The sequence below is a fragment of the Muriventricola aceti genome, assembly GCF_025567565.1.
Lineage (GTDB): Bacteria > Bacillota > Clostridia > Oscillospirales > Oscillospiraceae > Lawsonibacter > Lawsonibacter aceti.
The window spans coordinates 1-23,371 of the sequence record NZ_JAOQKF010000002.1 but is presented as its reverse complement, the minus strand read 5'-3'; the positions used below and the strand labels follow the sequence as shown (position 1 = coordinate 23,371).

General features: G+C 58.4%; 17 protein-coding genes. 9 read left to right on the top strand and 8 right to left on the bottom strand.

Annotation, left to right across the window (positions count from 1 at the left end):
- The coding region (locus OCV64_RS02170; protein WP_262669177.1) for an MFS transporter at nucleotides 1-1,108 on the bottom strand (1,108 nt) is incomplete at its 3' end.
- An 84-nt stretch (nucleotides 1,109-1,192) separates the two neighbouring features.
- On the opposite strand from OCV64_RS02170, the gene dprA reads away from it, so the two are divergent.
- From dprA to trmFO, 3 genes are all read left to right on the top strand, one after another.
- Nucleotides 1,193-2,410 (top strand): DNA-processing protein DprA, encoded by a 1,218-nt coding sequence (gene dprA, locus OCV64_RS02165; protein ID WP_262669175.1) that lies wholly within the window; start codon nucleotides 1,193-1,195, stop codon nucleotides 2,408-2,410.
- Between the two features lie 82 nt (nucleotides 2,411-2,492).
- Nucleotides 2,493-4,823, top strand: coding sequence for a type I DNA topoisomerase (gene topA / locus OCV64_RS02160; RefSeq protein WP_262669174.1), 2,331 nt, complete (start codon nucleotides 2,493-2,495; stop codon nucleotides 4,821-4,823).
- Nucleotides 4,824-4,915: 92 nt separating this feature from the next.
- Complete coding sequence (gene trmFO / locus OCV64_RS02155) at nucleotides 4,916-6,223, top strand: methylenetetrahydrofolate--tRNA-(uracil(54)-C(5))-methyltransferase (FADH(2)-oxidizing) TrmFO (protein ID WP_262669172.1); 1,308 nt, start codon at nucleotides 4,916-4,918, stop codon at nucleotides 6,221-6,223.
- Here trmFO and OCV64_RS02150 read toward each other — a convergent pair.
- The gene (locus OCV64_RS02150) at nucleotides 6,212-6,415 is read right to left on the bottom strand and encodes a hypothetical protein (protein WP_240287163.1); all 204 of its coding nucleotides are present in this window, start codon (nucleotides 6,413-6,415) and stop codon (nucleotides 6,212-6,214) included. The genes trmFO and OCV64_RS02150 overlap by 12 nt on opposite strands.
- Nucleotides 6,416-6,488: 73 nt before the next feature.
- On the opposite strand from OCV64_RS02150, the gene OCV64_RS02145 reads away from it, so the two are divergent.
- The 4 genes from OCV64_RS02145 (at nucleotide 6,489) to rnc (ending at nucleotide 8,883) form a co-directional block, all read left to right on the top strand.
- Complete coding sequence (locus tag OCV64_RS02145; protein ID WP_262669171.1) at nucleotides 6,489-6,743, top strand: helix-turn-helix domain-containing protein; 255 nt, start codon at nucleotides 6,489-6,491, stop codon at nucleotides 6,741-6,743.
- Nucleotides 6,740-7,780 carry a phosphate acyltransferase PlsX gene (plsX, locus tag OCV64_RS02140; protein WP_262669170.1) on the top strand — a complete coding sequence of 347 codons (1,041 nt, stop codon included), beginning with the start codon at nucleotides 6,740-6,742 and terminating at the stop codon, nucleotides 7,778-7,780. Before OCV64_RS02145 ends, plsX begins: the two co-directional genes overlap by 4 nt.
- A gap of 111 nt (nucleotides 7,781-7,891) precedes the next feature.
- On the top strand, nucleotides 7,892-8,125 hold the full coding sequence (gene acpP, locus OCV64_RS02135; RefSeq protein WP_147570615.1) for an acyl carrier protein: 234 nt from the start codon (nucleotides 7,892-7,894) through the stop codon (nucleotides 8,123-8,125).
- An 83-nt stretch (nucleotides 8,126-8,208) separates the two neighbouring features.
- Nucleotides 8,209-8,883: a ribonuclease III gene (gene rnc / locus OCV64_RS02130; RefSeq protein ID WP_147570614.1), complete on the top strand. Its 675-nt coding sequence runs from the start codon at nucleotides 8,209-8,211 to the stop codon at nucleotides 8,881-8,883.
- Between the two features lie 65 nt (nucleotides 8,884-8,948).
- On the opposite strand, the gene OCV64_RS02125 is transcribed toward rnc, so the two are convergent.
- From OCV64_RS02125 to OCV64_RS02100, 6 genes are all read right to left on the bottom strand, one after another.
- A complete protein-coding gene (locus tag OCV64_RS02125) occupies nucleotides 8,949-12,026 on the bottom strand; it encodes a tetratricopeptide repeat protein (RefSeq protein ID WP_262669167.1) in 3,078 nt (1,025 codons plus the stop codon).
- 340 nt (nucleotides 12,027-12,366) lie between these two features.
- The gene (locus OCV64_RS02120) at nucleotides 12,367-12,654 is read right to left on the bottom strand and encodes a hypothetical protein (protein ID WP_240287171.1); all 288 of its coding nucleotides are present in this window, start codon (nucleotides 12,652-12,654) and stop codon (nucleotides 12,367-12,369) included.
- Between the two features lie 182 nt (nucleotides 12,655-12,836).
- Nucleotides 12,837-14,048: an RNA polymerase sigma factor RpoD gene (rpoD, locus tag OCV64_RS02115; protein WP_243200990.1), complete on the bottom strand. Its 1,212-nt coding sequence runs from the start codon at nucleotides 14,046-14,048 to the stop codon at nucleotides 12,837-12,839.
- Between the two features lie 110 nt (nucleotides 14,049-14,158).
- Nucleotides 14,159-15,919: a DNA primase gene (dnaG, locus tag OCV64_RS02110; RefSeq protein ID WP_240287173.1), complete on the bottom strand. Its 1,761-nt coding sequence runs from the start codon at nucleotides 15,917-15,919 to the stop codon at nucleotides 14,159-14,161.
- Nucleotides 15,920-16,015: 96 nt separating this feature from the next.
- A complete protein-coding gene (locus OCV64_RS02105) occupies nucleotides 16,016-17,020 on the bottom strand; it encodes a deoxyguanosinetriphosphate triphosphohydrolase (protein ID WP_147570610.1) in 1,005 nt (334 codons plus the stop codon).
- 208 nt (nucleotides 17,021-17,228) lie between these two features.
- A complete protein-coding gene (locus OCV64_RS02100; RefSeq protein ID WP_240287178.1) occupies nucleotides 17,229-18,572 on the bottom strand; it encodes a Na+/H+ antiporter NhaC family protein in 1,344 nt (447 codons plus the stop codon).
- A 146-nt stretch (nucleotides 18,573-18,718) separates the two neighbouring features.
- Here OCV64_RS02100 and OCV64_RS02095 point away from each other — a divergent pair, with 146 nt between their 5' ends.
- Nucleotides 18,719-19,552 (top strand): peptidoglycan recognition protein family protein, encoded by an 834-nt coding sequence (locus OCV64_RS02095; RefSeq protein WP_147570609.1) that lies wholly within the window; start codon nucleotides 18,719-18,721, stop codon nucleotides 19,550-19,552.
- Nucleotides 19,553-19,793: 241 nt separating this feature from the next.
- Nucleotides 19,794-23,371 (top strand): chitobiase/beta-hexosaminidase C-terminal domain-containing protein (locus OCV64_RS02090; RefSeq protein WP_262669163.1); only part of this gene is annotated, 3,578 nt, incomplete at its 3' end.

The window sequence follows — 23,371 nt, the reverse complement described above, 5'->3', positions numbered from 1 at the left end:
CTGCAAGGATGCCGGGCAGGGGGCCAAAAAGAAGGACCCCCGCTGTATAGGACATGGTGATGGAACGCACGTACTTGCCATAAGTGCTGTCCGAGGACAGATCAGCGGCCCACACCGAGGGGGACACAGCGGAAACAGGTAGCCCCATTCCCAATAGTGTGATGGACAGAAAGGGGAGGGCGAGGCCGCCCAGAGGGGCCAGACAGCAAAGAACAAAGGCTCCCAGAAGTGAGCCGAAGGAATAGTAGTTACCCCACCGGCTGCCCATCCGGTCATAGACCTGGCCACAGAGAATCTTGCCGATACAGATGGCCAGTCCGGCATAGGACATTAGAGCGGCGATGAGGGCCTGATCGTAGCCCTCGCTGGTGTAGAGCACGGTCAGATGGGAAAAACCGGGGCCCCCAGGGCCGCCTACTAAAAAGGCGGCGAAAAGGATCAGGAGCAGATAAGACCGGCGCATCCCTCGGGGGGCCTGTCTGGGCGGGGGCGGAGGATCGTCCTCTCCCCCCAGATGATAGGGCTCCAACCCCAGTTCTGCCGGGGTGTTTCGGATCAGCTTCCAGGCCAGTAGAGCGGTGATAAGGATAAAGGCCCCCTCCCACAGAAAGGCGGCCCGCAGGCCCTGATGCTGGATGATCCAGGTGATGATGACAGGGGCAAAGATGGTGGATACCCCGCTGCCCGCGGAAGCCAGCCCCAGGGCCAGCCCACGCCGGTCTCGGAACCAGGCGCCGATGACCAGAGAGAGGGGGACCATGCCCCCATAGCAGTAGCCAAGCCCGGTCAGGGCGGCGGCCAGACAGTAAGTAAAAAAGCTGGTGGCCAGACCAAAACAGAAGTAGGACAGGGATAGCAGCACCACCCCCAGGGTCATGACCAGACGCAGTCCGAGCCGCTGACACAGCTGATTGACTGTCAGCAGAGCGGCCAGGATGAACAGACTGCGCGTGGTGGTGATCCAGGAGCCCTGCGCATTGGAAAAACCATTGGCCAGGATGATCTCGGGCTGGTAGATGGTGAAGACATTGACACCCAGTCCGATGGTGGAAAACAGGACCAGGGCGCTGCCCAGACAGACCATCCAGGCGTAATGTGGACGTTTCATGAAAAAACTCCCTCCCCTGCCTATACAATAGCGCCGGAGAGGAGATTTGTAAAGGGAAAGTTCCGGAGTGAAGGAGATGAGAGAATGTCGGCCTTGAGATACTGGATCTGGCTTACCACCCGCCATGATCTGGGCCCAGCGGGAGTGCTGGGGGTGTTGGAGCACTTCATCACTCCAGAGCGGGCCTATTACGCAGACCCGGAGGAATATGACTTTCTTCCTCTCCCCGCTGCTGCTAAAAGGAGCCTGTTGGACAAAGGCACGGACCGGGCGGAGGAAATTTTGGCGGACTGTGAGCGGCTGGGCGTACGTATTATGACGTTGCAGGACGCCGACTACCCCGGCCGCCTGCGGCAGATCGCTGACCCGCCCGTGATCCTCTACATTCGTGGGCGGTCCTTCCACTTTGATGAGGAGGCGGCCATCGGTGTGGTGGGCGCCCGGGAGGCTACCGCCTATGGGACGCTGTATGCCGAGCGGTTCGGGATGGAGCTGGCGGCGGGCGGCGCTCTGGTGGTATCCGGTATAGCTGAAGGCATAGACTGCCATGCTGTCAAGGGTGCCCTGAAGGGCGGGGGACCGGTGGTTTCCGTGCTGGCCGGCGGAGTGGATGTGCCCTTTCCGCGGGAACACCGCTATCTGTATGAGGATGTGGCGGCTGCCGGGTCCCTGATCTCTGAGCATCCTCCTGGCACACCCCACAAGGGAAGCCACTTCTCACAGCGCAACCGGATCATCAGCGGCCTCTCCCTGGGTGTGCTGGCGGTGGAGTGCAGGAAAAAGAGCGGCACCATGCTCACGATGAACCACGCCATGGAGCAGGACAGGGACATCTTTGCTGTCCCCGGCCCCCTAGATGCCCCACTCAGCGAGGGGACCAACTACCTGATCCAGCAGGGGGCCAAGCTGGTCACCTGTGGCGGCGACATTCTATCCGAGTATTGGGCCCGCTTCCCCAGGAGGCTGGCGGCCTCCGCCCCGCTGACGCCAGAGGCCGCGCAGGCCCGGCTGGACAGTCTGGCCCAGGATAGGGAGGAAAAGCGCCGCACTGATCCCGCCCTGGAGGAAGTACCCAGCCGGGAGTTTATCCCCCGGAGCGGGCAGCGGGAGCGGTTCACCGACGATGAGCTGTCCCTCCTCAACGCCCTGGAGGACAGGACCCTGTCGCCGGACCAACTGGTGGAGCTGACCCAGATCCCGGCCAAGCGGGTGCTGTCCGCCCTGACCATGCTCCAGATACAGGGGGCGCTGGAGGAGCGGCCAGGCAGGCGGTATATCTCCCTGATGCGGCTGGAGGAGTAGCCCCCACCCTGATTCCATGTGACCTTCGGGAGCGGAATGTTCCCTTGATTTTTCCATCATCTAATTTGGAGGTATTCCAATCGTGCCAAATAAAACGGATCTAGTGATCGTCGAGTCCCCGTCCAAGGCCAAGACCATCGGCAAATACCTGGGGCCGGGCTATGAGGTAAAGGCGTCTATGGGCCACGTCCGGGACCTGCCCAAGAGCAAGCTGGGCGTGGATATCGAGAAGGGCTTTGTTCCCGACTACCAGCCCATCAAGGGCAAAGAGGATGTTATCAGTGACCTGAAAAAAGCCGCCAAGAAGAGCGGCCGTGTCTACCTGGCCACCGACCCGGACCGGGAGGGGGAGGCTATCTCCTGGCATCTGAAGGAGTTGCTGGGCATCCCGGATGACAAGACCTACCGGGTTACCTTCAACGAGATCACCCGGAATGTGGTCAACCAGTCTATCGCCGCCCCACGGGCCATTGACCAGGACTTGGTGGACGCCCAGCAGGCCCGCCGCATCCTGGACCGGATCGTGGGCTATGAGCTGTCCCCCCTGCTGTGGAAGAAGATCCGCCGGGGCCTGTCCGCCGGGCGGGTCCAGTCCGTGGCCACCCGGCTGGTGGTGGAGCGGGAGGAGGAGATCCGGGCCTTCGTCCCCCAGGAGTACTGGTCCATCGAGGCCGATTTGGCCCGCGTCGCCCCCAATTTGGGCAGCTTTAAGGCCCAATTCCACGGCCGGGACAAGAAAATGGAGCTCCACAGCCGGGAGGAGGCCGAACAGGTGCTGGCCACTGTCCGGCAGGGCAGTTTCTCCGTGGCCAAGGTAAAGCGCCAGGAGAAGTCACGCCAGCCCGCCCCGCCCTTCACCACCTCCACCCTCCAGCAGGAGGCGTCCCGCAAGCTGAATATGTCCCCGGCCCGTACTATGTCCATCGCCCAGCAGCTGTATGAGGGCGTGGAACTGTCCGGACAGGGGGCCGTGGGCCTCATCACCTATATGCGTACCGACTCCCTCCGCCTGTCGGAGGAAGCTCTGGCAGCCGCCAAGGACTTTATTCTGCATCGGTACGGCGGGGAATATTACCCCGCCCAGACCCGGCGATTCAAGGCCAAGGGCAACGCCCAGGACGCCCACGAGGCCATCCGCCCCTCTGATGTCACCCTGGTCCCGGACGAGATCAAGAAGGACCTGACGAGCGAGCAGTACAAGCTGTACAAGCTGATTTGGAGCCGGTTCCTCTCCTGCCAGATGGCAAACGCCGTCTATGACAGCCTGTCTATCGACGTGGAGAACAGCGGATATATTTTCCGGGCCAGCCACTCCAGCCTGAAGTTCTCCGGCTTCACCGCCGTCTATGAGGAGGGGAAGGACGAGGACGAGGAGGAGAAGACCTCCCCCCTGCCTGACCTGAAGGAGGGGGAGCCCCTGGACTGCCGGGGGCTGAAGGAGGACCAGCACTTTACCCAGCCCCCCGCCCGCTACTCTGAGGCGTCCCTGATCCGGGCCTTGGAGGAGAAGGGCATCGGCCGGCCCTCCACCTACGCTCCCACCATCACCACCATCCTGAATCGGGAGTATGTGGTCAAGGAGGGCAAGGCCCTTCGTCCCACCCCTCTGGGGGAGGTGGTCACCGGGCTGATGAAAGACAAGTTCAACGACATTGTGGACTATGCCTTCACCGCCCAGATGGAGGAGCGGCTGGACAAGGTGGAGGAGGGCGATGTGAACTGGAAGGCCCTTCTGAATGACTTTTACGGCGATTTCTCCGCCGAGCTCCATAAGGCCGAGCAGGAGCTGGACGGGGAGCGGATCAAGGTGCCTGACGAGGTGTCGGAGGAGATTTGTCCCCAGTGCGGCCGGAACCTGGTGGTCAAATCCGGCCGCTTCGGTCGATTCCTGGCCTGTCCCGGCTGGCCGGAGTGTGACTTTACAATGCCTCTGGTGGTGGAGATGCCCGGCAAGTGCCCCAAATGCGGCGGCCGCCTGCTCAAGCGGACGGGAAAGAGCAAAAAGACAGGCAAGCAGTACACCTACTACTGCTGTGAGTGGGTGAACAGCAAGGACGAGGCCCGCAAGTGTGACTTCATGACCTGGGATGTGCCGGTGAAGGACAACTGCCCAGTCTGTGGCTGGACCATGTTCAAAAAGCCAGGCAAGGGCGCCAAAAAGCCCTATTGCATCAACGAGGTGTGCTCCAACTTTACCCCGGAGGAGAAGCGGGGAGGCTGGAAGCCCAAGCCGGCCGACTCCGCCGACACCGGGGAGGAGAAGGCGGAGAAGAAGCCGGCGGCCAAAAAGACAGCGGCTAAGAAGACCGCCGCCACAAAAACGGCCACTGCCAAAAAGACAGCCGCGAAGAAAACAACGACAGCGAAGAAGTCTACGGCCAAGAAATCTGGGGCTGAAAAAGCCGAAGGATAGGCGTAGAAGTGCCCCCCTCAGCCGGCATAGCCATGACGGAGGGGGGCAGCACACCGCTATCGAAAGGATAGACAAGCACCCAGGAGGTACCCATGGAATCTGTTATTGTGATCGGCGCCGGGCTGGCGGGGAGCGAGGCGGCCTGGCAGCTGGCCCGGCGGGGCATCCCCGTGGAGCTGCGGGAAATGAAGCCCCAAAAAATGACCCCCGCCCACCATACGGAGTATTTTGGGGAGCTGGTGTGTTCCAACTCTCTGCGTTCCGACCAGATGGAAAACGCGGTGGGTCTGCTGAAGGAGGAGCTGCGCCGGTGCTCCTCGCTCATCATGGCCTGCGCCGACGAGCATCGGGTGGAGGCGGGGGGCGCCTTGGCGGTGGACCGTCACGCCTTTGCCCAGGCCATCACCGAGAGGATCAAGAGCCATCCCAACATCACAGTGGTGGAAGGGGAGGTCACAGAGATCCCGGAGGCGGGGAACGTCATCCTCGCCTCCGGCCCATTGACATCAGAGGCCTTATCGGAGGCCATTTCCCGGCTGTTTCCCGGCAGCAGATACCTGAATTTCTTTGATGCCGCCGCCCCCCTGGTCACCTTCGAGAGCGTGGATATGGACAGCGCCTGGTTTGCCTCCCGGTATGACCGGGGGACCCCGGACTATATCAACTGCCCCCTGACGGAAGAGGAGTACGACGTCTTCTGGCGGGAGCTGATCCACGCCCAGGAGGCGGAGGTCCACGGGTTTGAGGATGCGGGCGTGTTCGAGGGCTGTATGCCCGTGGAAGTTATGGCCCGGCGGGGGAGGGATACCCTGTGCTACGGTCCGCTGAAGCCTGTGGGGCTGAAAGACCCTAAAACGGGGAAGGAGCCCTTTGCCGTGGTCCAGCTGCGCAAGGACAATGCCCAGGGGACCATTTATAACATCGTGGGCTTCCAGACCCATTTGAAGTGGGGAGAGCAGAAGCGGGTGTTCTCCATGATCCCTGCCTTGAAAGACGCCGAGTATGTCCGCTATGGCGTGATGCATCGGAACACCTTTTTGGACTCGCCCCGGCTGTTGGACCGCTACTACCGGGTCCGGGGTCAGGAGCGGCTGATGTTTGCCGGACAGATCACCGGGGTGGAAGGCTATGTAGAATCCACCGCCTCCGGAGCCCTGGCAGCCATCGAGCTGGCCCGCCGGCTGGAGGGCAAGGAGCCTGTCAACTTCCCCCGTGAGACGGCCATAGGCGCTCTGGCTCTTTACATCAGCGACCAAAGTGTGGTAAACTTTCAACCAATGAATATCAACTTCGGACTGATCCCCCAGTTGGGCTACCGGGTAAAGGGGAAACGGAACAAAAACGCTGAAATTTCCAAACGGGCTCTGGAGGCACTGGGGAAATTGAATTTAGAGCCGTGACCGCTTGTCCTGCAAGCGATCAGCGCACCGAAGGGGCTCGTCTCGCCGCCCATCGAAGGCTGCGTCATACCCGGCGGACGGCCAAAGTGTTTCCGCTTGGGCGAGGGAGGACTGATACTCCCCATCGCGGCCAAAATTCAGATGGGCCTGGTCAGTTTCCCAATTATAGAGATTCTCCAAGTATTGATTCATAATGATGCCGCCATTAAAATGCTGATAGAAATATAATAATGCTAAAAGATATATTTTGCCAAGTGGGGAGCCCATGCTTCATAAGGACATTTTTTGCATAAGAGTGAAGAAGCTGAGAAAAGGCCGTGGAGAACAGCAAAAGGATCTGGCAGAGGCAATCGGAGCGACACAGGCTTCCATCAGCGATATAGAAAATGGCCGTAAGGCGACCTCCTTTGACAAACTGGCCGCCATTTGCAGGCATTACAATGTGTCCGCGGACTATCTGCCGGGCCTTACCGACGAGGCCAGACCACTGGACCCGGAAAAGAAAGAAGGTACTGTATGAAGATCATCGTAGACGCCATGGGCGGCGACAACGCCCCCAAGGCCCCTGTGCTGGGCGCCATCCAGGCCAACCAGGAATACGGCGTGGATATTATCCTGGTGGGCCGCGGGGAGGAGATTCTGAAGGTGATGGAGGAGAGCGGGATCAAGGACCTGCCCGCCGGGGTGGAGATCGCCCACGCCAGCGAGGTGGTGGAGATGTGCGACAACCCGGCCACCGCCTTCCGGGAGAAGAAGGACTCCTCTCTGACCCAGGGGCTGAACCTGCTGAAAAACGGAGAAGGAGACGCCTTCGTGTCCGCCGGCTCCACCGGCGCCCTGCTGGCTGGAGCCACTTTGGTGGTCAAGCGCATCAAGGGTATCCGCCGGGCGGCCCTAGCTCCCGTGGTACCCACCGGAAACGGGGGAGCTGTCCTTATCGACTGCGGGGCCAACGCCGAGTGTCCCCCGGAGTACCTGCTCCAGTTCGCCTACATGGGCTCCTATTACGCCGAGCATGTGCTAGGCCGTCCAGAGCCCAAAGTGGGTCTGCTGAACATCGGAGCGGAGCCCTCAAAGGGCACCTCCCTTCAAACCACGGTCTATCCCATGCTGGAGGAGGCGTCCAAGGCCGGCCGCATCAACTTCGTAGGCAATGTGGAGGCTCGGGAGGCAGTGGAGGGCGCGGTGGATGTCATCGTGTCCGACGGCTACTCGGGCAACATCTTCCTCAAGACCATGGAGGGCACCGGCCTGTTCCTGGCCAGGGAGATGAAGCGGATGTTTAAGAAGAACCTGGTCACCAAGCTGGCTGCCCTGTTGGTCTCCGGAGGGCTGAAGGAGTTTAAGAAGATTATGAGCTCCGACGAGGTAGGGGGCACCGCCCTGCTGGGCATCTCCCGGCCCGTTATCAAGGCCCACGGCTCCTCCGACGCCTACGCCATTAAAAACGCCGTCCGCCAGGCCCGGCAGTGCGTATCCTCCGGCATCGTAGACAACATTTCCGCCAACGTGGATGTGATGCGTCTGGAGGCACCGGCGGTCCACGGAGAAGAATGATTTTACACAAAGACGCACAAAATGGGAAAACCCTATTGACAGTAAGGAAGTTTCTGCATATAGTAAGGACAGAAAAAGTGCCTGGGGCACGAACAAAAGGAGCACCGAGATATGATCTTTGAAAAACTGTGCGCGCTCATTGCGGAGCAATTCAATGTGGATGCGGACACTATCACGATGGAGACCTCTTTTGCCGACGATTTGAACGCCGATTCGGTAGATATCGTGGATCTGTCCATGGCCATGGAGGAAGAATTCGGCATCGACGAGCTGGGGGAGGAGGAAGCTGCCTCCATCACCACGGTTGGAGATCTGGTTCGGTTCCTGCAGAACAAGGTCGACTGATCGAGAAAACGCGAAACTCCGCCGAAGGCGGAGTTTTGCCTTGTAACGGGCCAGAAGGACTGGCCCCCTTGAAGGAGTTTGGAATGAAAAGTTTGGAGGAAAAGCTGGGCTATACCTTTCAGGACCGGGGACTGCTGGACAACGCCCTGACCCACAGCTCCTGCGCCAATGAGAGCCGGGGAAAGCTCCAGAGCAACGAGCGGCTGGAGTTTTTGGGGGATTCCATCCTGGGGATGGTGGTGGCTGACCACCTGTACCGCAACCACCCGGACCTGCCGGAAGGGGAGCTGACCCGGACACGGGCCGCCCTGGTATGCGAGGAGAGCCTGGTAGAGGTAGCACAGGAGTTGGGCCTGGGGGAGTATCTCCGCCTGGGTCGGGGGGAGGAGAGCGGCGGAGGCCGCCGCCGGCCGTCTATCCAGGCCGACGCTGTGGAGGCGGTGCTGGCCGCCGTCTATTTGGACGGAGGCATCGGATCGGCCCGTAAGATCATCCAAAAGTATATCCTAAGCCGGGAGGTGGCCGGGCTGACCAAGCCCAGGGACTACAAGACCGCCCTCCAGGAGCTGGTCCAGCGGGAGAGTGGACAGGTCCTACAGTATCGGCTGACCGGCCAGGAGGGCCCTGACCATGACAAGCGGTTCTTCGTGGAGGTGGATCTGAACGGCGCCCCTCTGGGCGCCGGCACCGGCCGGAGCAAGAAAGAGGCAGAGCAGATGGCGGCCCACGCCGCCATCCAGGCCTTAAAAAAAGAATGAGAAACGAGGCAGCGAGAGCTGCCTCGTTTTTCTATTGTTTCCAATTCCGATGAAAAAATGGAAGCTCATTTTTTGAACAGCTTGAGGGCCTTTTTCAATAGGCCCTTCTCCTGTTTAGGAGCCTCCTGTCCAGAGGTCCCCTTGGCAGAGTGGCCTTTTTCCAGCCGCTCCTTGGCGTCCTTACTTCCACCGTCCGCGGCCTGGTGATACAGCTCCATGGCCCGGGACAAGTCCTTGGCCACGCCCTGACCATGCTCGTAGCACTGGCCCAACAGATACTGGGCCCTAGCGTTGTCCTGGTCTGCGGCCTGTTGAAACAGCTCCGCGGCCTTGGCATAATCCTGCTTGACAGAGATGCCGTGGTAGTAGAAGAAGCCCAGGTTGCACTGGGCCCGCGCGTTGCCGTGGTTGGCGGCCTGGCGGTAGAGCTGGGCGGCCCTTCCCTTGTCCTCCTCTACGCCTCGGCCTAATTCGTAACACAGGCCAAGAGAACAGGTGGCGGCTGCGTTTCCTCGCTCATGGGCGCTGGTATACAGCTCCACCGCCTTGGTAATATCCCGCTCTACCCCGTAGCCATTTTCATAGCACTCGCCTAGCAGCATTTGGGCTCTTGGGTAGTCCTGGTCCGCGGCCTTTTGGAACCACTGGGCGGCCTGGCTGTCATCGACCGACACGGAGATGCCATGGTAGTAGAAGAAGCCCAGATTACACTGTGCCCTGGCATCTCCGCGGTCAGCGGCCTGGCGGTAGAGCTGGGCGGCTTTGGCCTTGTCCTGCTCCACGCCCCGGCCCATCTCATAGCACAGGCCCAGAGAGCAGGTGGCTGGAGGATAGCCTCCCTCATGAGCCTTGGTATACAGCTCCACAGCCTGGGCCATGTCCCGTTCGATACCATAGCCGTTTTCCCGGCACTCTCCTAACAGCATGACCGCCCGAAGGTAATTTTGCTCGGCAGCCTTCTGGAACCATACAACAGCCTGGCTGTCGTCCATCTCTATGCCAATGCCTTGATAATAGCAGAAGCCCAGGTTGCACTGTGCTCTGGCGTCCCCCTGTTCAGCGGCCTGGCGGTAGAGCTGAACAGCCTTGGCCTTATCCATCTCCACGCCGGTGCCCAGCTCGTAGCACAGGCCCAGGGAACAGGCGGCGGAGGGATAGCCCGCCTGCTGTGCCCTGGTGTACAGCGCTACGGCCTGTTGCTCGTCCCTGTCCAGGCCATAGCCGTACTCATAACACTCTCCCAGCAGGTAGACGGCCCGGAGGTAGTCCTGGTCGGCGGCCTTCTGGAACCACTCCGCTGCCTGCTTGTCGTCCGCCTCCACGCCGATGCCCTGGTAATAGCAGAAGCCCAGGTTGCACTGTGCCCTGGCGTCCCCCTGCTGGGCGGCCTGACGGTAGAGCTCTACCGCCTTGACCTTGTCTATCTCCACGCCTGTCCCTATCTCATAGCACAGGCCCAGGGAGCAGGCGGCGGGGGGATAGCCGGCCTCGTGGGCCTTGGTGTATAGCTCTATGGCCCGATTCACGTCCTTCTCCAGACCATAGCCGTATTCATAGCACTCGCCCAGCAGGTAGATGGCCCGGCGGTAGTTCTGGTCGGCGGCCTTTTGGAACCACTCCGCCGCCTGCTTGTCGTCCGCCTCTACCCCGATGCCCCGATAGTAGCAGAAGCCCAGGTTGCACTGGGCGCGGGCGTCCTCCTCCTCGGCGGCCTGGCGATAGAGCTGGACGGCCTTGGTCTTGTCCACCTCTACGCCTGTCCCTATCTCGTAGCACAGTCCCAGGGAACAGGTGGCGGGAGGGTGTCCGGCCTCATGGGCCTTGGTATACAGCGCCACCGCTTTCGCGGCATCCCTATCTATTCCATAGCCATTCTCATAGCACTCACCCAGCAGCATCATTGCCCGCGGATACTCCTGATCGGCGGCCTTTTGGAACCACTCCACCGCTGTTTTGTCGTCCGTCTCTACGCCGATGCCCTGGTAGTAGCAGAAGCCCAGGTTGCACTGGGCGCGGGCGTTGTCCTGCTGGGCGGCCTGGCGGTACAGCTCCACCGCCTTGGCCTTGTCCTGTTCCACGCCGGTGCCCAGCTCGTAACATAGGCCAAGGGCACAGGTGCCGTCACTGTAAGAACGATGGTGGGCGGCCTGATAGAGGGCCGCCGCCTTTTCCAAGGACTTCTCAACGCCATAGCCAAATTCGTAACAGTGTCCCAATAGGTACTGGGCCCGGGGATACTGTTGCTCCGCGGAGCGGGAGAACCAGAGGACTGCCTGTGCCAGGTCCTTCTCTACCCCGATGCCCCAGTAGTAGAAGAAGCCCAGATTGCATTGTGCCCTGGGGTCCTCCTCCTCGGCGGACTGAAGATAGAGGCGCGCGGCGCGCTCCTTGTCCTCCTCTACGCCTTTGCCCAGCTCATAGCACAGGCCAAGAGAGCAGGTGGCGGGGGGATACCCTCCATCGTGGGCTTTGGTATACAGCTCCACAGCATGGGCCATGTCCGCCTCCACACCAAAGCCCAGGTCATAGCATTCGCCCAGCAGGAACTGGGCCCTTGGATACTCCTGTTCAGCGGCCTGGGAGAACCAGTAGACCGCCTCGCTGTCGCTTTCCTCCACACCGATGCCCCGGTAGTAGAAGAAGCCCAGGTTGCACTGTGCCCTGGCGTCCCCCTGCTGGGCGGCCTGACGGTAGAGCTCGGCGGCGCGCTCCTTGCTCTCCTCCACCCCGGTACCCATCTCGTAGCACAGACCAAGTTCACAGACGGAAGGGAGGTAGTCCTGATCTGCGGTAGAAGTGATCAGCTCCAGTCCCCTGGGGATATCCGCTTCCGTTCCGATGCCCCGCAAGAAGCACACCCCCAACTGGTATTGGGCGGCGATGTGGTCACCGTCTGCGGCACGTTGGAACCACTGAAAGGCAAGCTCCGAATCCTTGGAGGTGCCACGGCCATTGGCGTAGCTGAGGGCCACCTGATAGGCGGATTCCAAATCGCCCTCCTGGGCGGCGGACAGCAGCTCCTGAAAGTTGGCCGCCTTTTGGGCGGCTACGTCCGCTAGCCCCTGCATCAGATGGGGATCTATGTATACCATGACAGCATCCTGGTCAAAGGACTGCCGGTCCTCATTTTTTTCTTCTATCATTTCCATTCCCCCTCTATGAAAGATTTTAGTGAAAAAAAGCCATGAGGACGCCTGTGGGCGCCCTCATGGAACCACAATCATCGAAATGAGCCTTGGCTCAACGCGGCTGCCAGCACCAGGAGGACCTGGGAGGGGCTGCGGGACGGTGCACTTCATCCCAGCTTTGGAGCGGAGCGGCGAAAGCGCTTTTTCCAATCTTACAATGAAATGGAGGTTTTGTCAAACACAGATATCGGGACGCCGTTTTACCCTTTAGACCGATTTAGGATAAAACAACCTCCCTTCGCCAAAATAGCGGAGGGAGGTGCGCCTTCATGCGGACAGCCCAATAAATTAGAAGTTAGCTTTCTAAACAGCTTATGATTTCTTCTATTTCCATACAAGCGTCCTCAACCCTGATCTCTGTTTCTTCGTTAAAGAAGCGACTCCCTCCTGCTAATTGGTCAATCAGACTAATTAACGCTTCAACATCACAATTCAAAACAAACCCTTGTGTTTTCCATTTTGGTGTTTCAATTAAAATTTCATTTTTAATATCTAAATATTTCTCTTCATCAAAGGTGTTTTCACATCTTAACCTTACAAGAAACCCATCTTCTGCATTGATTAAGTCACTTAATTTTGACATCATAAACTCCCGTCAAATTCCAGTTTAACTTTTTGTTCACTTTATCATATTTTTCTGTTTCATTCAGTGCACAGCGAAATTAACAGAGTTGAAAATAATCAGTCAAAAAGTAAAAAGGAAATGGCGGGGCGCCTCCACTCACGCGCCCCGCCGATGGTGTTTTAAGGACCGCTGAAAACCGGTCAGTTTAAAAAGTCCTTCAGCTTCTTGCTCCTGCTGGGATGGCGCAGCTTTCGGAGGGCCTTGGCCTCAATCTGGCGGATGCGCTCCCGGGTGACGTTGAATTCCTTGCCGACTTCCTCCAACGTGCGGGTCCGTCCATCTTCAATGCCGAAGCGCAGTTTGAGCACTTTTTCCTCCCGGGGGGTGAGGGTGGACAGCACCTCTACCAGCTGTTCCTTCAGTAGGGTGAAGGAGGCGGCCTCGGCGGGCTCGGAGGCGTCCTCATCGGGGATGAAGTCGCCCAGATGACTGTCCTCCTCCTCTCCGATGGGGGTTTCCAGGCTGACAGGTTCCTGAGCGATTTTCAAGATCTCACGAACCCGCTCCACAGGCATATTCATCTCGGCCGCGATCTCCTCAGGGGTGGGGTCGTGGCCCAGTTCCTGGAGGAGCTGGCGGGACACCCGGATGACCTTGTTGATAGTTTCCACCATATGAACCGGGATGCGGATGGTCCGGGCCTGGTCGGCGATGGCACGAGTGATGGCCTGGCGGATCCACCAGGTGGCGTAAGTGGAGAACTTGAAGCCCTTAGTGAAGTCAAACTTCTCCACAGCTTTGATAAGACCCAGATTACCCTCCTGAATCAGGTCCAGGAATTGCATCCCACGGCCCACATACCGCTTGGCGATAGAGACCACAAGACGCAGGTTGGCCTCAGCCAGCCGCTGCTTGGCCCGCTCCCCCTTCTTGATGGCCTGAGTCAACTCCACCCGGACCTCGTCGGGGATATCCTCACCAGCTTTCTCTAACTCAGCCAGCTGCTCAGAGGCCGCGTTTCCCGCCTCCATGATCTGGGCCAGCTCGATCTCCTCGTCGGAGGTGAGCAGATTCACCTTGCCGATCTCCTTCAGATACATCCGCACTGGATCGTCGGTGCCAAGGGAGTCGGCCATGGAGTTGGGGTCTACGATCTCCTCCTCGGGCAGATCCTCGATGGCCTCAATGGTTGGCTCGACGTCATCGGGCAGGTCGGGGATGTAGTCCTCGCCCACAGTGTCAATACCCAGGTTTTCCAGGGTGTCGTAGATCTTGTCCATCTGCTCGGCGCCCAAGTCCATATCCTCCAGCACATCCATCAGCTCGGAGGAGGAAAGATTGCCTTTTTTCTTGCCCCGCTCGATCAGCTCTCCCAGCTTTTCCGCGCCGGGTATGCCGCCCACGACCTTCATGACCTCGACCTTGCCCGCCTCCATGCGGGACTGAATGTCGGGCTGGGAAACGGCAGCTTCCTGATTCTCCACCGCTTCAGCGGTCTTGGGGCTCACATTCTTGTTGGTGTTCATGGTTTCTCCTCCATATATGCTTTCTTTTCCTGATACTTTCTCTGTGCCGCCAGCAGCAGGGAGTCCTCCTGTCCGGCGCCGCGCCGGAGGGCCTCCCGCTGGATGACGGATATGTAGTCCCGGATGGACTGTTGAGAGTGGGCCAAGGACTCCGGCTGACTGACCACATAGGCCAAATGGTCCATCTCCTCCCCAGTCAGATGGCCGGAGAGGGCGGAGAGCTGGGTGGACAGCCCCTCATTAGCTCGGCGGAGGAGCAGGTCAAAGACCTTGCCCAGCAGGGGGGAGGAAAATCCCTCCCCCGTGATCCCGCCCATCTGTCCCGCCAGGGATGGGTCCAGCAGCAGCAGGCGGACAAGGCCCTCCTCCGCGCGGGCGGAGCGGATATTGTCATATCGGAGCGATCTGGCCTGGGGCTGGAGCTGGCTGGCCGGAGACAGGTCTATACGCTCCTGGCGCTTTTTCTCCTTGCGGAGCCGAGCTGAGAAGGCACGCTTGATTTCCTGAGCCATGGCTTCCGGGGTGATTCCGGCGGTCTGGGCGGCGTGGCCGCCGTAGATCTCCCGCTCTACGGCGCTGGACAGAGAAGCGATAAGCTGGGCCGCCTCCTGAAGAAAAGCCACCTTCTGCCCATCGTCGGTCAAATCATATTTTTTTTGGATCTGAGCCAGGCGGTAGTCCACCTGGTTCTCGCTGCGCTCCAGCAGCTTGGCGAAGGCCTCCCTGCCAAAACGCTTGATAAACTCGTCCGGGTCCTTGGCGCCCTGCATCCGCAGTACCTTTACTTTCAGGCCGGCCTTTTCCAGCAGGGGGATAGCCCGCTGGGCGGCCGCCACTCCGGCCCCATCGCCGTCATAGGAGATGATGGCCTCCTGAAAATACCGGGCCAGCAGTTGGGCGTGCTCACTGGTGAGAGAGGTGCCCAGAGAGGCCACGGCACAGTCAAAGCCTGCCTGGTGAAGGGAGATAGTGTCCATATACCCTTCGGTGAGAATGACCCGCCCGGCCTTGGAGGTCTTGGCAATATTCAGGGCAAAGACGTTCCGGCTTTTGTTGTATACCGGTGTGTCCGGGGAGTTGAGGTATTTAGGGGTGGAATCGTCCATTACCCGGCCGCCAAAGCCAATGACGTTTCCACGGACGTCAATGATGGGGAACATGACCCGATTGCGGAATCGGTCATAGATGCGGCCGTCCTTGTTGTTGACGGCCAGACCGGCGTCCAGCAAATCCCGCTTGTCATAGCCCTGATCGGCCAGGGCCTGGATCAGGGCGTCCCAGCTGTTGGGAGCGAAGCCCAGCCCGAAGTTGGTCAGGGTGGAGCGGGACAGCCCACGCTTTTGCAGATAGGCCAGTCCCTCCGCCCCCTCGGGAGCGTACAGCCACTTGTGGAAGGTCCGGGCGGCCTGCTTGTTGAGTTCCAGCAGTTTTTCCCGCCGCTCCCGCATCCCGGCGGAGGGGCCGCTGTCTGGCACCTCCATTCCGACCCGCTTGGCCAACACCTCCACCGCTTCTCGAAAGGAGAGGTTGTCCAGCTCCATCACAAAATTGATGGCGCCGCCTCCCTTGCCGCATCCAAAGCACTTGAAGATGCGCTTGTCAGCGGATACGGAGAAGGAGGGAGTCTTTTCACTGTGGAAGGGGCACAGGCCCCAGTAGTTCCGGCCCTTTTGTGTCAGCCGGACGGACTCGGACACCAGATCTACAATATCGGTGCGGTCCAGAAGCTCGTCCAAGAATGGTTCTGGAATGGCCAATGCGCTCCTCCTCTCTCGAAAAATAGGGGAATCCCTCTATTTTTAACCCCTTTTTATCAGAATTATCCCTCTGGAGGCCCAGACAGAGAGCAAGCCCTAGAGAACAGTCCAGCCTTTTGGAATGAAGAGCTCCTTATACTTCTCTACCGCGAAAGGATCGGTCATTCCGGCGATATAGTCGCATACGGCCCGGTCTACCCCATCCTCCAGGCGGATGGTCTGGAAGTCGGAGGGCAGTTCATCTGGATTTCCCTGGTAATACTGGAACAGGGCCTGAAGCATATTCTGGGCCTTTCCTTCCTCCCCCTTGGCCAGGGGATTGGTGTATACGCTGGCGAACATAAAATCTTTCAGAGCCAGCATGGCCTCCTCCACCGGATGGGACTGGACAATATGATCCTGTCCCTGGCTGGCGGTGATAGCGTCATGAACTAGGGTGTTGATCCGGTCGCCGTGGGTGAAGCCCAGAACGTTGGATACCTCCAGGGGGATGTCCATGGGAAAGATGACACCACCGCGGAGGGCGTCCTCGATGTCGTGATTGATATAGGCGATGTGGTCGGCCAGACGGACCACCTGGCCCTCCAGCGTAGCGGCCGGGGTGCCCTTGGTGTGGCAGAGGATGCCGTTGCGGACCTCCCAGGTTAGGTTTAGTCCCTGGCCATTTTTTTCCAGCCGGTCCACCACACGCACGGACTGCTGGTAGTGGGCAAAGCCCTCCGGCATCAGCTGGGCCAGCATTCGCTCCCCAGCATGGCCAAAGGGGGTGTGGCCCAGATCATGCCCTAGGGCAATGGCCTCGGTCAGATCTTCGTTGAGATCCAGGGCACGGGCAATGGTCCGGGCGATACGGGATACCTCCAGGGTGTGGGTCATCCGGGTCCGGTAGTGGTCTCCCTCCGGCTGAAGAAAGACCTGGGTCTTATGCTTCAGACGGCGGAATGCCTTGGAATAGACGATCCGGTCGATGTCTCGTTGGAAGGGAGTGCGGATATCGCACTCCTTCTCCTGCCGTGCCCGTCCACGGGACTGGGCGGAGCGGCAGGCAAAAGGGGAGAGGAGGCTGTCCTCCCGGCGCTGTGTCTGTTCACGCAAGGTCATCCCACGGCCCTCCTTTTTCTCTCTCTTTCTGGTCGATGGAGCTGATGGGTGTACGGGGACATGAAACCCCTTATATATAAATACGAAATTTCTCCTTAAATTCCTTCTAAAAGGTCAAAAAAATTTCAAATATTTTTTCAATAGGCAAAAAAGCAGCCGCAGCCAGAGCTACGGCAGCTTTTTTTCAGTATGATGCAGCGGGAGAAGATCAACCCTTTGCATTCTTGCCGGCCCCCACCAGGATGTAGACGATTGAAGCTACAGCCAGCAGATAGGGGTAGAACAGGTTGGGAATGATCTCAAAAGCGGAGATGCCGGAGGCGGACACCGCAATCAGCATCTGGGCGCCATAGGGAATGATGCCCTGGAAGATGCAGGAGAAGGTGTCCAAAAGAGAGGCCGACTCCTTGGGGCTGATGCCATATTCCTCACTGATCTCCTTGGCAATGGGGCCAGCCATAACAATCGCTACAGTGTTGTTGGCGGTAGAGATATCCATGGCACCCACCAGCAGGCCTACGCCCAGCCGGCCGCCCACACGGCCCTTGAATACCCGGCGGATAAAGGCCAGCAGGGCCTCAAAGCCGCCATTCTCCCGGATGAGGGCACACATAGCGGACACTAAAACGGTGACCAGGATCGTTTCGAACATACCAGAAGCGCCATCCCGCATGGCTTTCAGCAGCTCCAGCACATCCGCGCCGGTAGCGATGGTGCCAGCGGCCAGACCGGTGCCTACGGTGATGGTCAGGCCGGATATGATGCCTATAATAAGTACCACAAATACGTTGACGCCCAGAAGGCCGCCAACCAGAACCAGCACATAGGGGATGAGGAGCAGCAGATTGATTTCCGGAATCTCGATCTGTCCCACGCCGGAGTTGAAGGATACCGCCAGAATGACCGCCAGGGTGGCGATGGCGGCGGGAAGGGCAATCTTCACATTGGCACGGAACTTGTCACGCATCTCACAGCCTTGGGTGGAACAGGCGGCGATGGTGGTGTCGGAGATGAAGGACAGGTTATCCCCGAACATGGCGCCTCCCATGACTGTGCCTACACACAGGGGCAGGGAGAACCCGGACACCTGGGATACGGCCACGGCAATGGGGGTGATCAGGGTGATGGTGCCGGTAGAGGTGCCCATAGCAGTGGACACAAAGCAGGCGGCGACGAACAGAACCGCCACAGAGGCCCAGGCAGGGGCGATGGACAGCAGAAAATAGGCCACGGCCTCGGCGCTGTTCCGCCCGGTCACGCCCACAAACACACCGGCGACCAGGAAGATGAGGATCATAGTGATAATATTTTTGTCGCCTACGCCCCGGCCCATCAGAACCAGCTTCTCGTCAAAAGAGAGCTTTTTGTTCTGTAAGCACGCCACCAACAGGGCAACCATGAAGGTGACTACGATGGGGATATCATAGAATGCCATGTTGATGCCGATGCCGTATTCAAAAATCAGTCCCATACCCAGATAAAGTACCAGAAATATCAGGATGGGCAGCAACGCGCTGGGGTTGCTGTTCAACTTTTTCTCCCTCAGTTCCACAAAATGACCTCCTTTTATACACAAGCCTTATTGTAAAAGATATTTCGCTCTGTGTCAACGATGTTTCTATGCGGGGGCACCCGGAAACGGCCCGGAGCATAGGATGGAGCGTCCCCGGTTGGGGACGCAGAAGCGAAGGAGGGCATATGGAACTTGATCTGACCCAACAGTTTTTGACAGAGAATGACTGCTATCAGGCAGGGCGGACCATTGTGCCCAAAGGAATTATGGTCCACTCCACCGGGGTAGCCCAGCCGGACCCGGAGGTGTTCATCCGCCGGTGGAACAAGCCGGGCGTAGAAAAGTGCGTCCACGCGTTCGTGGCACGGGACAGAGCCATTCAGACACTGCCCTGGATCATCCGGGGCTGGCATGCGGGTACAGGCACCTCCGGCAGGAGCGCGAACAACACTCATATTTCTTTTGAGTGCTGTGAGCCTGCCGGACACACCTACCGTGGCGACGAGATGGTGGGGTATGATGTAGCGGCCAATCAGGCCTATTTTGATGACATCTATCACAACGCGGTCCAGCTCACTGCCCTGCTGTGTCGCCAGTATTCTCTGGACCCCCTGGAGCCCGGCGTGGTCATCTGCCACGCCGAGGGCTACGACCTGGGTATTGCCAGCCAGCACGGCGACGTGCTCCAGTGGTGGCCCAAACACGGGGTAACTATGGACCAGTTCCGCCAGGACGTGGCCGAGGCCATGCTGACTGACGGCGAGCATGAGGAGGAGCCTATGACGCAGGAGCAATTTGACCGTATGATGGACGCCTATCTGGCTAAACGGGCCAGATGGTCTCCTAGCGACTGGTCGGCCCAAGCCCGGAAATGGGCGGAGGAATCCGGCATCGTGGCTGGAGACGGAGAGGGCAACCAGCGATACCAGTCCTTCACCACCCGGGAGGAAACCGTACAGATGCTGTACCGCCTGGACCAGATATGGTCCGGGGCAGGCGGCCAACCTGAAGCGGAGTAAACACAGGGACCGGCCCGCAGCGGGCCGGTCCCTCCTGTTTATGTGTAAAAATTTGTTGGACGAGGCAGAAAAGATATTGATAATAGTTGCGGTTTTCCTGCTTCTATTATATAATAATCTCAAAACAGGACGAAAGCGGGACCCGCTTTCTGTTTGTCCCCCAAAAGGGGACAAACATTTCCCTTGCCCCGGGGGAGCGGACCCGCCTCCGACTGTATTTTTAGGTAAAGGAGAATCGGATGTGAAGCGAAAAATTTTATCCTCGATTATGGCTTTAGTGATGATAGTGTCGATGCTTCCCTTCTCTGTGTTTGCGGAAGAGGGGGACACATGGGCGGAGAGCGCCAGCACGGAGTGGTATACAGGAGATGGGGACGAGTATACTATCACCTCTGCCGCCGACCTGGCGGGTCTGGCCCAACTGGTCAATGGGGGGACTTCCTTCCAAAAAAAGACTATCAAGTTGGGGGAGAATATCGACCTGGAGGGGAAGGAATGGACGCCCATCGGGAGGAATGGGAAGCCATTTCAGGGGACCTTTGACGGCCAGGGGAACACTATCTCCAATTTGAAAATCACAGGAAATAGCAGTGATGTCGGCCTGTTCGGATTTACAACAGGCGGCGAAATCAAAGACTTTACGCTGAACAACGCACAGGTAGAGGGTTACCTGGATGTTGGCGCTGTGGCCGGAACGCCCTACACCTCAAAATACACCAATATCAACGTGACCGGCCTGATCCAGGTAGACGGCTATGCCTATGTGGGCGGCGCGTTCGGGAAGAATGCCTATGCGAATATCACCAATGTGGATGTGACTGGCGGCGATGGCAGCTATGTAAAAGCGGAATCCGAGGAATACCGCACCTATGTAGGCGGCCTCGTCGGCTTCATGGGTGAGGGTAACATTACGATCAGCGGTTGTGATGTGAAGATCGACGTCATCGGCTCCACCTCTGACGTGGGCGGGCTCCTGGGCATCCTCCACTACGGCAACACGATGACGAACTGCACCTACGAAGGAAACCTGACCATAACAAACCCGGACAGCGAGGTTGGCGATGAATTTGGCGCGCTGGTCGGTACGGCTATGAATAGCGCTGCGGGAAAGACTACGATTAGCGATTGTACAGCGACTGTGAATCAGGCCCTTTCAGGCGGCAGGGATGTCACAGATTCGATTACCCCTCATGGCGATTTTTACAATGATGTTACGACCAATAATGCCGGTACAGTTGATATCCAGGCGACTGTCAATGATAAGGAAGTTACTGTTGACAACAGCGTGGCGTATGTGGGCGACGACAAATATGTGTCCCTCGCAAAGGCGCTGGAGGCTGTCACCGCCGAAAGCGACAACAAAACGGTCACCATTACCCGCTCCGGTACATATGAGCCCTTCTCCATTGCGGTGAGCGGCGTTACCGTCCAGACTGCCGATGGCGTGACCGCCACAGTCAAGACCGACAAAGACAGCAAGGTGGCTGTGACGGCGGCGGATGTTACCCTGAAGGGCCTCGACTTTGTGTCCGAGGACGGGACCGCGGTCATCAGCGGCGGAGCCTGCGATGGACTTACCCTGGACAACTGTTCTTTTGAAAATAAAAAGGACGATTTGAAGGATACGATTGCCTTATACATCCATCAGCCCAGCATCACAGTTCAAAACTGTGACTTCACCAACTGGGAGCGGGGCTATTACACCTGTGGCGACAACAGCGCGGCGGGAGCCATCACCTTTGAAGGAAACACCTTCACCAATGTCCGTGTGCCCTTCGACGGCTACTGGGGCAAACCCGCCACAGAGGAGACTGATATTCAGATCACCGGCAATACCTTTGATTCCGGCGACTGGGACGCCGCCTATATCCAGCTGTGGGACTATGCCCAGTATCAGTACTGGCTGGACGGCGAAAATTCCAAGCTGAACCCCGAGGGGAAGTCGGCCCTGAAGGCCACGATCAGCGGCAATACATATAAGGGCAATGTGGTCATCTACAAGACCCACTGTGACTGGAATACCGCAAGCGCTGTGACCATCGAAGATACTGACGTAAAGGTGGTCAACCGCAACTTGATCGTGCTGGACGGCCTGACCGAGAATGACAAGGTCACCGTGACCAAGGCGGACGGCAGCCCCATTACTGCGTTCAACGATTTTGATACAGCGGTCAAGAAGGGCGAAAAATATGTCATTTATTCCCTGTCCGAAGGGGATTATACCTTCCATGTATCCCAAAAGGCGGACAACTCTAGTGATACCATTGTAACAGAGATTCCCGTAACTGTTGCCCCTCCTAAGGTTGGCGAGGTACAGGAAGTTGAAATTGTCCCCCTTGCTGAGGAAGAGAAATTTGTTGCCCAGGTAGAGGGTGGGGAGAAGTACACTTCTGTGAAGGCCGCCATCGATGCTGTTGGTGAGGAAGGTACTGTGAAATTACTGCGGAGTGTGACCCTCGGTGATTCGCTCTCTGTCGGAAAAACCATGACCTTGGATTTGAACGGCCAGACCATCACGGCCCCCGAAGGAAGCCATATCCTGCTGGTCACGGCAAATACCTTTACCCTGAAAGACAGCAGCGGCAGCAATGCCGGTAAGCTCACTGGAGGTGTTGGCAGCAATGCCCGCGGCGGCGGTGTGACGATACAAGGCGGCGCTACCTTTGTTATGGAGGGCGGCACGATCACTGGAAATAAAGGTAGAGATCAGAGTGCCGGCGGCGTCCATCTCCACAGAAATGCCGCGTTTATTATGACTGGTGGCGTGATTACTGAGAATACCTCCGAATACCTGTATGGCGGTGTCTATGCCGGTATTGGTATTAAGAGCGTTCAAGTATCCGGTACGGCCACCATCCTCGGCAACAAAGGAACCAATGGAGGGAAAGAGATCGATTCCGACCTCTGGCTCAATACACTCAACAATGTCCTGCTGAACATTGGAGAAGGGGGACTGTCGCAAGATGCAAAAATCGGCATCTATATCAACTCCTCGCCCGAACTCAGTAAAGAATTTACCGCTCCCTATGAGAGCGGAAGAGCGTCTGTCAACAACTTTGTTGATAACCAGGCGAAATATCAGATTGTAGAACAGGATGCAGAAGACGGACAAAAACAACTGGTTATGATGCTGCAAAAGGCCGCGGCTCCCGTTGCATCTCCGGCGGCGGGCACCTATATTGGTACTCAGACCGTAGAGTTGTCTACTACAACTCTGCCTGAATTTTCCAAGATTTATTATACTCTGGACGGCTCTGATCCCACCGCATCTGACACGAGTCAGGAATATACCGGAGCCTTGACGATTAGCTCCAGCACTACTGTAAAAGCCTATACCAAGGGCCTGTATAAAGACTCTCTTGACAGCGATGTGGCGGAGTTCGTCTATACGATCAATAGCGCTGGCGGCGGTGGAGGCGGCGGCTCCAGCAGCTACTCCATCAGCGTGGACAAGAACATTGACAACGGCAGTGTGACCGTGTCCCCCAAGAGCGCCTCCAGCGGCCGGACGGTGACCATCACCGTCAAGCCCGACGAGGGCTATGAGCTGGACGAGCTGACCGTCACCGACAAGAATGGGGACGAGATCAAGCTGACCGACAAGGGCGATGGCAAGTATACCTTCAAGATGCCCCGGTCCAAGGTGACCATTGAGGCCTCCTTCGTGGAGATCGACCACCAGGATACCTGCCCCGCCGCCGGCTTCCGGGATGTGGATGAGGACGCCTGGTACCATGAGGCGGTGGACTACGCTCTGGACAACGGCCTGATGTCCGGTGTGTCCGACCGGGAGTTCGCCCCCGGCAGCACCCTGACCCG